10 protein-coding genes are annotated in these 11544 nt (G+C 66.8%); 7 read left to right on the forward strand and 3 right to left on the reverse strand.

From position 1 onward, the window contains the following. Window positions 1–8 precede the first annotated feature (8 nt). The gene (locus tag BCY78_RS17760; protein ID WP_158515954.1) at window positions 9–566 is read left to right on the forward strand and encodes a TetR/AcrR family transcriptional regulator; all 558 of its coding nucleotides are present in this window, start codon (window positions 9–11) and stop codon (window positions 564–566) included. Here the strand turns inward: BCY78_RS17760 and BCY78_RS17765 are convergent. After that, on the reverse strand, window positions 563–1345 hold the full coding sequence (locus tag BCY78_RS17765) for a helix-turn-helix domain-containing protein (RefSeq protein ID WP_068304577.1): 783 nt from the start codon (window positions 1343–1345) through the stop codon (window positions 563–565). The genes BCY78_RS17760 and BCY78_RS17765 overlap by 4 nt on opposite strands. Window positions 1346–1459: 114 nt before the next feature. Here BCY78_RS17765 and BCY78_RS17770 point away from each other — a divergent pair, with 114 nt between their 5' ends. From BCY78_RS17770 to BCY78_RS17780, 3 genes are all read left to right on the forward strand, one after another. Then, window positions 1460–3382 (forward strand): TRAP transporter fused permease subunit, encoded by a 1923-nt coding sequence (locus BCY78_RS17770; protein WP_083195127.1) that lies wholly within the window; start codon window positions 1460–1462, stop codon window positions 3380–3382. 27 nt (window positions 3383–3409) lie between these two features. Continuing rightward, on the forward strand, window positions 3410–4438 hold the full coding sequence (locus BCY78_RS17775) for a TAXI family TRAP transporter solute-binding subunit (RefSeq protein ID WP_068304579.1): 1029 nt from the start codon (window positions 3410–3412) through the stop codon (window positions 4436–4438). Window positions 4439–4501: 63 nt separating this feature from the next. Beyond that, on the forward strand, window positions 4502–6073 hold the full coding sequence (locus BCY78_RS17780) for an alkaline phosphatase family protein (RefSeq protein ID WP_068304580.1): 1572 nt from the start codon (window positions 4502–4504) through the stop codon (window positions 6071–6073). A gap of 31 nt (window positions 6074–6104) precedes the next feature. Here BCY78_RS17780 and BCY78_RS17785 read toward each other — a convergent pair whose 3' ends face one another. Then, complete coding sequence (locus tag BCY78_RS17785) at window positions 6105–7142, reverse strand: hypothetical protein (protein WP_068304583.1); 1038 nt, start codon at window positions 7140–7142, stop codon at window positions 6105–6107. 409 nt (window positions 7143–7551) lie between these two features. Between BCY78_RS17785 and BCY78_RS17790 the strand changes: the two genes are divergently transcribed. The 3 genes from BCY78_RS17790 to BCY78_RS17800 are packed head-to-tail and all read left to right on the forward strand — an operon-like array spanning window position 7552 to window position 10437. Further along, a complete protein-coding gene (locus tag BCY78_RS17790; RefSeq protein ID WP_068304588.1) occupies window positions 7552–8838 on the forward strand; it encodes a TRAP transporter large permease in 1287 nt (428 codons plus the stop codon). Window positions 8839–8897: 59 nt separating this feature from the next. After that, window positions 8898–9860: a TRAP transporter substrate-binding protein gene (locus BCY78_RS17795; RefSeq protein WP_068304591.1), complete on the forward strand. Its 963-nt coding sequence runs from the start codon at window positions 8898–8900 to the stop codon at window positions 9858–9860. A 28-nt stretch (window positions 9861–9888) separates the two neighbouring features. Then, window positions 9889–10437: a TRAP transporter small permease gene (locus BCY78_RS17800; protein WP_068304592.1), complete on the forward strand. Its 549-nt coding sequence runs from the start codon at window positions 9889–9891 to the stop codon at window positions 10435–10437. Between the two features lie 113 nt (window positions 10438–10550). Here BCY78_RS17800 and BCY78_RS17805 read toward each other — a convergent pair whose 3' ends face one another. Further along, window positions 10551–11465, reverse strand: a complete 915-nt coding sequence (locus BCY78_RS17805; RefSeq protein WP_068304593.1) for a DMT family transporter — start codon at window positions 11463–11465, stop codon at window positions 10551–10553. Window positions 11466–11544: the final 79 nt, after the last annotated feature.

The following is an 11544-nucleotide window of genomic DNA, read 5'->3' on the forward strand; positions in this document are numbered from 1 at the left end:
AGATGAGTGTGGCCAGAAACACGCGGGAACGGATCCTCGAGGCGGCGGGCGAGTTGCTGGTGCGCGCCGGGCCGCAGGCCTCGATGCAGCAGATCGCGACTGAGGCAGGGGTGGCGATCGGCTCGCTCTACAATCACTTCGCGTCGAAAGAGGCGTTGATGCGCGCGCTTTACGGCCAGCTGGCCGAGCAATTGGACGCAGCGGTCACGGTGACGCCCGGCGCCACGGCCGAGGCGCGGCTGATCGCCTATATCGACGCCTATATCGGATTCTTCCGCGCAGATCCGGGCCGGGCGGTGCTGTTCGAGCTGCTCTCGTGCCTGCCCTTGGTCACCCCGGCGGAATTGCGCGATTACTTCCGGGTCAGCGCCGATCACGTCGCGCGGTTGATTGCCGAGTACGGCGACGAGATCGGCCAGCCGGTGGCCGAGCCCGGTCAGGTCGCGGGGTTCATCGGCGGGGCGCTGCGCAACACGCTGAAATGGCGCCGGTTGCGGGATGATACGCTGTCCGCGACTGAAATTGCCCGGCTGAGGGCGATGTGTCTGGCGGCGATCCGGGCCTAGGCACTGCCCTGCGCTTCGGCCAGCGCGCCCTCGATCTGCCGCGCCGCGTCGCGCAGCAGGGGCAGGGCGCTGGCGGCGATCTCGGCCTCGGTCGCGGCACTGGTCATCCATGACAGGTTGACGGCAGCGATGCGCCCGCCGCCAAGGCGGACCGGCACCGCGATGGCCGAAATCCGCCCCTCACGCGGGAGGATGACATAATAGCCGCGCTGTCGGGTGGCATAGCCCCGGGTGCGGATCTCGGTCAGGTAATCGTCGAAATCGGGGCCGGGGGGGACACGGTCCACGCCCTCGCCGCGCGCGGCCATGATCGAGAGTATCTCGGCCCGCCGCGCCGGTTCGGACCAGGCCAGGATCACTCGCCCCATCGCCGAGGGCAGCATGTGAATGCGATGCGTGGTCACGTTGCGGTTCACGAGGAAGGGCGAGCGGCGGCGCGAGGTCTCCAGCACCTGCACCGCGCCGTCCTGAAACACACCGATGTCCGAGGGCCAGAGGATTTCGCGGCACAGGCGGTCCAGCACCGGGCCGGCCAGCTCGGCCAGCAGGGCATCGGCATTGTCGGGGCGGGCGGTCGGCATCTGCGCGCCGGTGCGCCAACGCCGGTCTGACAGCGCCTGATAGGCCACGCGCGACGCCGCCAGCGTGCGCAGGATGCGCAGCACGGTGGGCTTGGGCAGGCCGGCTTCGCGGGTGATCTCCTCCAGCGTCGCCGGCTCGAGGTCACGCAGGATCTCCAGCACCTGCAACCCGCGCTGCAAGGCAGTGATGACCTTCATGCGGACCCTCCAAAAATGTCACCTGGTGAAACGCTATCGATTTGTCATAGCCGCGGGGCAGGGGGTTTGTCACCTTTGGGCTGCACGATTGCGAACTTGTCGAGGGAGGAAGACATGGATCGTCCATCGGTGCCGACTCTGTCCGTTCAAGGGGGCCTTGCGTCTCTTGCGGCGTTGCTGGGCGTGGCTCTGGCATTGGTCGGGATCTGGATTGCGGGCTTTGGCGGCTTCAACGAGAGCCTCTTGCGCGTGGGCACATACGCGCTGGGGGGCGCGGTGTTGCTGGCCGTGGCGCTGGATCGCCACCTTCTGACCCGCAAATGGATCTCGCTGATCTTCGACCTCGTGGTCGTGGGGGCCTTGGCCGTCTCGGTCTGGCGCTGGCTGTCGATCGGACAGGCGCTGGAGACAGGCCTGTATTTCTTCAGCTCGGACGACATCCTGATCGGCGTGATCGGTCTGTTCGCGCTGCTGGAACTGACCCGGCGCAGCTTTGGCCTGCCGCTGGTCGTAGTCTGTCTGTTGCTGCTGGCCTATGCCTATTTCGGGCGTAGCCTGCCGTCGATCTTCCGGCATGGCGGCTATTCGCTCGATCAGATCGTGCGGACCGTGTGGTACAGCTTCGATGGCGTTTTCGGCGGGCCCCTGTCGGTTGTCGTCACGCTGATCCTTGTTTTCATCGTCTTCGGCGCGGTGCTGGAGGCCATCGGCGCGGGCGCGGTGCTGCTGCGCTTCGCCGTGGTGGCGACCGGGCGCTTCCGGGGCGGTCCCGCACATGCAGCCATCGCGGCCAGCGGGGTGTTCGGGACCATGTCGGGCTCGGTCTCGGGCAACGTGGTCGGTACCGGCGTGATGACCATCCCGATGATCAAGGAGCGCGGCTTCAAGGCGTCGTTCGCAGGGGGCGTCGAGGCTGCGGCTTCGGCCGGGGGTCAGTTCATGCCGCCGATCATGGGGGCCGTGGCCTTCATCATGTCGGACGTGACCGGCATTCCCTATCTGACGATCTGTCTGGCCGCCCTGCTGCCCGCGATCTTCTACTACGGCGCGCTCTTCGTCGCCGTCCATGTCGAGGCCGTCGCCCGTGGCGTGAAACGGGTGCCGCAAGCCTCGCTGCCGAAGCTGACGGCGCAGGATTGGCGCATGTCGCTCTGCTTCGTGCTGCCCTTGGTGCTGATGCTGGCGATCATGATGAGCGGGCGCTCTCCGGCCATGGCGGGCTTCGTCGCGGTGATTGCTGTCGTCGTGCTGGGGCTGATCCTGAACCCTGAAGTCCGGCGCAAACCGCTGATGATCCTTGAGGGGCTGAAGCAGGCGGGCATCGCCTCGGCGCAGATCCTCGTCGCGGTGGGCTCCATCGGCATCGTCATCGGGGTGATGAACATGACCGGCCTCGGCCTGCGTTTCGCCGGGCTGATCCAGTCGGCGGCAGGCGAGTCGCTGCTGTTCTCGTTGGTCTTGATGATGCTGGGCTCGCTGGTTCTGGGCATGGGCATGCCCACGGTCCCGGCCTATCTGATCGTCGTCCTCGTCATGGGCCCGGCCATCGAGCAGATGGGCGTGCCGACCCTGATCGCCCATCTGTTTGTGGTGTATTTCGGCGTCCTCAGCGCGATCACGCCCCCCGTCGCCATCGCCGCCTTTGCCGCAGCCCCCATCGCCAAGGCCAACCCGGTGGCTATCGGTGCGGCGGCGACGCGGCTGGCGCTGGTCGGGTTCCTGATCCCCTTCGTCATGGTCTACAACCCGTCGCTGACGCTGGTCGTCGACGTGACCGTGACGGGGCTGGTCTGGGTTTGCATCCGCCTCGCCTTGGCGATCTGGATGCTGACCACGGGCTTTGCGGGCTATGGCGGCACCCGGCTGCCGGCATGGTCGCGCGCCCTGCGACTGGTGCTGGGCTTCGCGGTGCTGGTCCCCGAGATCAGCGTCGAGGCCGCCGCCACGCTGGTCGCCTTGGCTCTGTGCTGGCTGGACTGGCGCGCGGGCCGCAGTGACGATGCCCCGGCGGTGACGCCGGACGTGACACAACCCTGACATTGCCAACCTGAGGGAGGAGAACGCATGTCATTCTTGAGAAAGACCGCCATCGGTGCGGCCATGGGGGCCGCGATGGTCCTCGGCGCCGCCATCCCCGCCGCCGCGCAGCAATACTTGCGGCTGGCGACACTCGGCCCGGGCTCGTCGCCGTACATGGTGATGAGCACCTTCGCGCAGATCGTCGGCCAGCAGCTCGATGACGTGGAGATTCAGGTCAACGCCACCGGCGCCGCGACCCAGCACGCGCTGGAAGCCGGCGCGGGCCAGCTTGATTTCTTCATGTGGTCGGCCTCGGTCCATGCCAACATGATCCAGGGCACGGCGATGTATGCCAACGTCCCGCAGGCGCCCGAGCTGTCGGAGAACCTGCGCGCGGTCTTCGCCTTCCCGCTGGGCGTCTACCACATCACCACCTATGCGGATTCCGGCATCACCCAGCTGGAAGACCTCGCCGGCAAGACCGTCTTCCTCGGCCCGCCGGGCGGTGGTGCGACGGCGATCATGCGCAATGTCGTGCAAGCGGCCACCGGGCTGGAAGCCGGCACCGATTTCGAGCAGGTGCAACTGGGTTGGGACGCCGCCGCGCAGGCCTTCCAGGACGGGCGGATCGATGTCTATGTGAACTCGACCCTCGTACCCTCGCCGGTGATCCAGCAGATCGCGCTGACCCGCGAGATCCGCTTCCTTGGTCTGACGCCCGAGCAGATGGAGCTGCCCGATGTGCAGCGCATCCTGAACCGTCCGGGCGGCCTGCTGGGTGAGATCCCGGTCGGCGCTTACGGCGAGAATCAGGTGAATACCGAGGCCGTGCAGACCCTGGGTTCGACCGTCGGCGTCGGCGCTGGTGCGCATGTGGACGCGGATACCGTCTACCGCATCACCCGCGCCTTCTGGGAGGGTGCCGAGGCCGCCCGCGCCTCGACCCCCTGGCTGCGTCAGGTGACCATCGAGGCCGCGCTGACCGACCTGAACCTGCCGCTGCATCCCGGCGCCGCCCGCTACTACCGCGAGATCGGCATCGAGATCCCGGCCGAGCTCGATCCGGGCGAATAAGCCCCAAGAACCCGGCCCGTCCCCGATCCCCGGGGGCGGGCCATCCTATTGCCGGAGACCCGCATGAGCGCCGTTCGCAACATCCTTTTCATCATGGTCGACCAGCTGCGCGCGGATTACCTGTCCTGCGCGGGCCATCCGCACATGAAGACCCCGGCCATCGATGCGCTGGCCGCACGCGGTCTGCGCTTCTCGCGCGCCTATGTGCAATCGCCGGTCTGCGGGCCCTCGCGCATGTCCACCTATACCGGCCGCTACGTCGCCTCGCATGGCTCGAGCTACAACGGCATTCCCCTGCGTGTGGGCGAGATGGGGATGGGCGATCACTTGCGCCCCTTGGGCCTGCGCACGGCTTTGGTCGGCAAGACCCATATGACCGCCGACCGTGCGGGGATGGAGCGGCTGGGCATCGACCAGAGTTCGGACAAGGCCGTGCTGGCCGCCGAATGCGGGTTCGAGCCCTTCGAGCGAGACGATGGCCTCTGGCCGGATGAGGGCAACCCGGTCGGGCTGGCCTATAACCAATGGCTCAAGGCCAAGGGCTATGACGGCGACAATCCCTGGCACAGCCATGCCAATGCGGCCAAGGGCGAGGGGGGCGAGGTTCTGTCCGGCTGGCATATGCGTAACAGCCATCTGCCCGCGGACATCGCCGAGGAAGATTCCGAGACGCCCTACATGACCGACCGCGCGATGGCCTTCATCGAGGACGCGGGCGATCAGCCGTGGTGTTTGCACCTGAGCTATATCAAGCCGCATTGGCCCTATATCGCGCCCGCGCCCTATCACGACATGTACGGCCCCGAGCATGTGATCCCGGTCAATCAGAGTGCGGCCGAGCGCGCCGATCCGCATCCGGTGCATGGCGCCTTCATGCAGCACGAGGAAAGCGTGAACTTCTCGCGTGAGGAGGTCCGCCAGCGGGTGATCCCGGCCTATATGGGCCTGATCGCGCAGATCGACGACCAGATCGCCCGGCTGATGGCGTTCCTCGACGCGCGGGGCCTGAGGGACAACACGCTCATCGTCTTCACCTCGGACCACGGCGATTATCTGGGCGACCATTGGCTGGGCGAGAAGGAGCTCTTTCACGAGGAAAGCGCCAAGGTGCCGCTCATTGTCGTCGACCCGCGCCCCGAGGCCGATGCGACCCGCGGACAGGTCGATGACGCGCTGGTTGAGGCGATCGACCTCTTGCCGACCTTCGTCGAGGCGGCGGGGGGCACGGTGCCGACACATATCCTCGAAGGCCGTTCCCTGATGCCGCGTCTGCGGGGCGAGGGGGGGCAGTGGCGCGACTACGCGATCTCGCAATGCGACTATGCCTTCCGGGGCGCACGCAAGACCTTGGGTCGGGCGCCGTCCGAGGCGCAGGCCTGGATGGTCTGCGGCCAGCGCTGGAAATACGTCCATTACGACGGCTTCGCGCCGCAGCTCTTCGATCTGGAGAATGACCCGAAGGAACAGCACGACCTCGGCACCTCGCCCGATCATGCGGCGGAACGGGCGCAGATGAAGGAGGCACTGTTCGACTGGCTGACCCATCGGCGCATGCGGGTGACCCTGCCCGACGCGGCGGTCGAGGCGCGGACGGATACGCACAAGAAGCGGGGCTATCTGTTCGGCGTCTGGTGATCTGTTGGGAGAGGAGGGTTCCGGATCACGCTCACAGGGCTGCGCGCCAGATCCGGAACCGGCCTTGTCCCGTCACCTCGGTCACCAGCTCGCGCGCGACGAGACGGTCGAGGTTGCGCTGAACGGCCGCGCGCGAGGCCCCGGTTTCGGCCTCGGCCAGCGGGGCAGGGACCAGCGGCCAGCCCTCGATCACATCGAGCAGCAGCGCTGGCACCCGGCCTGACAGATCCGCCGTCGCCGCATCGGCCCGTGCGCGCCAGTCGCGCAGCCGGTCCAGTTGCAACAGGCACGACAGCACCGATTGCTCGGCCCCGGCGATCCACGCTGCCAGCTTGCGCGGCACCTCGCCCTGACCCTGCAACGCGCCCGGCCCGCCGCTGGCCAAGGGCAGGAACGAAGCCCCCCGTCCGGGCAGCCGGCTCATCGCCGCGCCGTGGCGGGCGGCCAGCACTGCGGCCTCCAGATCGCGCGCGGTTTCCGGCCCGATCAGGCGCCAGGCATGGAACAGGATCGCCGATTGCGTGACGGGATGCAGGCCGCGCAGGGTGAGGAGCAGGTCGGTCAGATCCCAGGCCTCGCCGCCGCCCCGGTCCTCGTCACGGTCGAGGAAGGCGGGAATGTCGGCGGAGGGCGGCGGGCCCTCGGTCAGGCGACGCACGGCCCAGCCGCCGCGCGACAGGGCCTCCTCGTTCTCGGCGGTCGAGCCGACGCGCAGGGCCAGCCACAAGCCCAGCCGCTCTGCCGGAAACCGCGCCCCGGCCCACCAGCTTTGATCCGCGGCTTCCTGCAGGGCCAGCCGCAGGCGCAATCCTTTCGGCGCCCCGCGAAGCCGCGAATCCAACTCGCCAAAGGCCTGTGACAGCCGTGACAGTGGCTCCGACAATCCGTTCTGTGCGGCCAGCCATTCCTCAGGATCGAACAACGCGCGGCGGTCGGCACGGGGCAGGGGGGCGAGGGTGAAATCCTCGTCCTCGATCGGGCCCGGCAGGAACCACAGATCCGCCTCGTCTGTGCTGCTCTCGGCCTCCGGCAGAATCGGGTCGTCGTAATCGTCCTTCCCCGGTGTCATCGCCGATCACCCACAGGGGCTGTGCTGCACGCGGGGCGGCGGGTGTGGCGGGACAAGGGCGCGATCATGCGGGCAAAGGATCACGAGGCCGCGCAGAAATCAAGAATTCTGCGCATTGAATGGGGGCAAGCAGGCTCAGCGGCGCGATGGGCTAAGCCGAGGGGGCCTGTCGGGCCGGGGGAGCCGAGGAGCAAAGGCGCGAAGAATTTTCCTTTCTGAAAAAGTTCTCTTTCCTATCGGAAAATTCGTGGTAGCGTCATGAAAACGAGAAGGGCCAGATGCAGCGCTTGGTTGACCACATTTCCTCAGGGATTCACGACCCTCATGCGGCACGAGCCCTCCGGGCGCTTGCGCTTGTTTATCGCGCTGTGACGCATTGCGACGCGCCACGAAGCAAGGGGACCGTCGCATGATCTGGCTCGCCCCCCTTGTCGGTGCCTTGCTGCTGGGGTCGGGCCTGGCCATCGCCTATGTCGTCGGTGGGGCCACGGTGCTGGCCTTCTACGGCGCGGGGCAGGAACGCTATCTTGCCATTCTGCCGCAACAGATCTTCTCGAAGATCGACGTTTTCGCGCTGATGGCGATGCCGCTCTTCATCCTTGCGGGTGAGATCATGAACCGGGGCGGCGTGACCCGCGTGCTGATCCGGCTGGCCATGGCCATCGTCGGGCGGCTGCCGGGGGGCTTGGGACATGTGAACGTGCTGACCTCGGTGTTCTTCGCGGGCATCTCGGGCTCGGCCGTGGCGGATAGTGCCGCGGTGTCGAACACGCTGGTCCCCGCGATGCGCGAGCAGGGCTACAAACTGCCCTTCGCGGCGGCGATCACGGCGGCCTCGTCGATCATCGGACCCATCGTGCCGCCGTCGATCGTGATGATCTTCTACGGCGCGCTGATGGGCACCTCGGTCACCGCGCTGTTCATCGCCGGCATCATCCCCGGCCTGTTGTTGGCCGGCGCGCTGATGGTCGCCAATGCCTTCTACGCGATGCGCGACCACCACCCCCGCATGACGCGCGAGGAAGTCCCGTCCTTCTTCCCGACGCTGTTCCGCGCGCTTCCGGCCCTGTGCATCCCCTTCATCATCGTCGGTGGCATCGTGCTGGGCTGGATGACCCCGACCGAAGCGGCCGCCGTCGCCGTCGTCGCCGCTACCTTCGCAGGCATGGCCTATGAACGCATCCAGATCTCGCAATTGATCGAGGCGCTGAAGCGCACGGCGATGCTGTCGGGCTCGATCTTCATGATCATCGCGGCGGTGTCGGCGCTGGGATACCTCGGCGCGCTGGAGCGCCTGCCCGAGATGATCGCCGAGACGGTCACGCAGCTGGGCCTCGGGCCGGTCGAATACATGATCCTGCTCAACGTGATCTTCCTGCTGTCCGGGATGGTGCTGGACACGCCGGTCGCACTGGCGCTGCTGGTGCCCTTGCTGGCCCCGGTGGCCATCGAGCAGGGCGCCGATCCCATCCACCTTGGCATCGTGCTGTGTTTCAACCTGACGCTGGGCCTGATCTCGCCACCTCTGGGGGGTGCGCTTCTGGTCGTCAGCACGGTGACCGGCATCAACTATTGGCAGCTGGCGCGCAGCGTCCTGCCCTTCCTGCTGGTCGAGATCGCGGTCCTCGCGGTGCTCGTCTGGCTTCCCGAAATCACGCTCTGGCTGCCCCGAACCATGGGGTTGATGGGCGAATGACCAATAAAAACAAGACTGACCGACTGACACAAACCAACAGATCCCACGGAGGTACGACCATGACGAAAACCCTTCTGACCGCCAGCATCCTTGCCCTTTGCGCCGGCACCGCCGGAGCGCAGGTGAAAATCGCCCTCGACAGCCCCGCCGATCTGGAAGGCTCGGGCAGCTATGTCTGGGCCAACGCCTTCTCGACCTATCTGAACGAGCACGGCATGGAGGCCGAGGAATACCAGCGCGGCGCGCTGGGGGGCGATGACGAGGTCTTCGACCAAGTGAGCCAAGGGCTGCTGGAAGTCGGCATGGCGCCCTTGGCGATCACCGCCTCGATCGACACGCTGATCTTCGGCCTGCGCCTGCCGTATTTCTTCTCGGGCATGGAAGAGATTGATCAGGCGCTCTACGACGGCGGCATGCTGGCCGCGATCAACGAGGGTCTCGACGGCTCGGGCGTGCAGGTTCTGGGCGTCGACACCGTGGGTGCGGCTTCGGGCATCTTCAACACCCGCCACGCCATCACCTCGATGGAGGACATGGCCGACCTGCGCATGCGCGCGCTCGATGAAAGCCAGATCGCTCTGTTCGAGGCCTGGGGCTCGAACGGCACCATCGTCAGCTGGGCCGAGGTGCCGAACGCGCTGCAGACGGGCGTCGCCGATGGCTACCTGAACCCGGCCTTCGTGCCGCTGCTCTTCGGCCACACCGACTTCATCACCCATTTCACCCCGGCCGAGATCTCGCCCTCGCTGCGCATCGCCATCGTGTCCGAGGATTGGTACGAAGGCCTGTCCGAGGAAGACCGCGCCACGGTCGACGCCGCTGTCGATGCCGCCAACGCGGCGAACCGCGCGTGGCTGGGCAGCCAGACCGGCGTCTACGAGCAGCTGGAAGAAGCCGGCGTGACCATCACCGAAATGTCGCCCGAAGCTCGCGCCGCCTTCCAGGAGGCTTCGGCTGCGACCTACGACGACATCGTGACCGCCGATCAGCTTGCCCAATGGCAAGCCGCCCTCGGTCGCTGACGGTTCCGTTGGGGAAGGACTGCGCGCGATGATCCACTCGCTTGCCCGGGGTCTGGACCGGCTGTCGTCATGGCTCAATGCCGTGGCGGTGGCCGGGGCGATCCTCGCCGTTCTGGTGATGGTCTATGCCGCCGGCTGGCAGGTCATCGCGCGTTACCTCCTGTCCCAACCGCCGATCTGGACCGAGGAACTGGCCCGCCGCGCCATGGTCTGGGCGGGCATGCTGGGCGCCTCGGCCTCGTTCAAGGCGATGGCCGATCCCGTCCTTTTCCCCGGCGCCTTGGCACTGCGGGGCAGGTTGGGCGGGGCACTTGCCCTGATCCGCGCCGCGGGGGTCGTCCTGTTTCTGGGGCCGGTGCTGTGGTTCTGCCTCTTTGGCCCCAACATGAACATGGCGCGGGGCTTTCTGGGCCGCAGCCTCTCGCGCACGGCCGAGATGATGGATGTGTCGATGATCTGGTTCACCGCCTCCATCCCGATCGCGCTGGCGCTGATCCTGCTGCACCTCCTCGCGCAGACGGCGATGCAATTGACCGGGCAGGCCGCGACACCGGCGTCAACGGCCGAGCAAGCCTGACGTTCAACGACTGAGCCTGCCGCGGTTCTTATCCGCTATCCGCATCTGAACATCGCCCCGGTAATCGACCTGCGTCAGGGGCTGACGCGCTCAGCGGCGCGCCACCCTGGGGGTCAGACCATGGGCTCTTGGCCCGTGCGCTGCCGGCGGGCGAAACGCAGGGTCCGGCGCAGGGTTTCCGGCGTAAGATCGATCACCGCCATGGCGATCAGGATGAAACCCGCACCGAGCGCGGTTCTGATCGTCAGCGCCTCGCCCAGCAGGACCATCCCGGCCAAGGTGGCGAAGAGCGGTTCGCAAAGATAGGTGAGGCCGATCTTCTCTTCGGGTATGTAACGCTGCGCCACGTTCTGCACGGCATACATATAGGCCGTCGCGAAGATCGCCGCGAAAAGGATGCCGCGCCAGAACGCGGGCTCGGGCGTGAACCAGATCGCCCGGTCGTCGAACCCCGCCGCGACCGCGCAGCCCGCGGCGCAGAAGCCCAAGGCGACGATCACCGTCTGGATCGGGTCGTGCAGCGGGGCAAAGCGGCCCGCGCCGACGACGTAGGAGGCAAAGAACACCGCGCAGGCGACCGTCCAGAGGTCACCCTGGTTCAGCGACAGGCCGTCCTTCGCAACGATGAGGTAGAGCCCCGTCAAGGCCAATCCGCAGGCGATCCAGACCCGGCGGTGGACAGACTGGCGAAACAGGCTCCATTTCAGCACCGGGATCAGCAGGACATCGAGGCCGGTGATGAAGGCGGTGTTGGTGACGCTGGTGTGTTGCAGGGCAATGGTCTGGAAGACATTCCCCAACAGCAACGGCACGCCGATCAGCAGCCCGGCGATGAGGGCGCTGCGGTCCATGCGGCGAAGGCGTCGGTGGAAGAGGAAGGCCAGCACCAGCGTCGCCAGCGCGAATTTATAGGCGAGGAACACGAAGGGCGATCCGTCCTCCACGCCGATCTTGACGAAGGAGAACGAGACGCCCCAGAACGCCGTCCCGAGGATCAACAGAAGAAGATAGAGGCGCGTTTTCGGCATTGGTGACCACCATGACGTTCGTGATGGCCAGAGTATGCGAACCGCAAGAGGACCAGCCGCGCTCCCAATGTCTTCTCTG

The organism is Pararhodobacter sp. CCB-MM2, assembly GCF_001691415.1.
Taxonomy (GTDB): Bacteria; Pseudomonadota; Alphaproteobacteria; order Rhodobacterales; family Rhodobacteraceae; genus Pararhodobacter.

What these genes read in the sequence shown, in the direction of transcription:
- BCY78_RS17765 (WP_068304577.1), bottom strand. Translation starts at nt 1,345, where the DNA reads ATGAAGGTCATCACTGCCTTGCAGCGCGGGTTGCAGGTGCTGGAGATC.
- BCY78_RS17770 (WP_083195127.1), top strand. Translation starts at nt 1,460, where the DNA reads ATGGATCGTCCATCGGTGCCGACTCTGTCCGTTCAAGGGGGCCTTGCG.
- BCY78_RS17775 (WP_068304579.1), top strand. Translation starts at nt 3,410, where the DNA reads ATGTCATTCTTGAGAAAGACCGCCATCGGTGCGGCCATGGGGGCCGCG.
- BCY78_RS17780 (WP_068304580.1), top strand. Translation starts at nt 4,502, where the DNA reads ATGAGCGCCGTTCGCAACATCCTTTTCATCATGGTCGACCAGCTGCGC.
- BCY78_RS17785 (WP_068304583.1), bottom strand. Translation starts at nt 7,142, where the DNA reads ATGACACCGGGGAAGGACGATTACGACGACCCGATTCTGCCGGAGGCC.
- BCY78_RS17790 (WP_068304588.1), top strand. Translation starts at nt 7,552, where the DNA reads ATGATCTGGCTCGCCCCCCTTGTCGGTGCCTTGCTGCTGGGGTCGGGC.
- BCY78_RS17795 (WP_068304591.1), top strand. Translation starts at nt 8,898, where the DNA reads ATGACGAAAACCCTTCTGACCGCCAGCATCCTTGCCCTTTGCGCCGGC.
- BCY78_RS17800 (WP_068304592.1), top strand. Translation starts at nt 9,889, where the DNA reads ATGATCCACTCGCTTGCCCGGGGTCTGGACCGGCTGTCGTCATGGCTC.
- BCY78_RS17805 (WP_068304593.1), bottom strand. Translation starts at nt 11,465, where the DNA reads ATGCCGAAAACGCGCCTCTATCTTCTTCTGTTGATCCTCGGGACGGCG.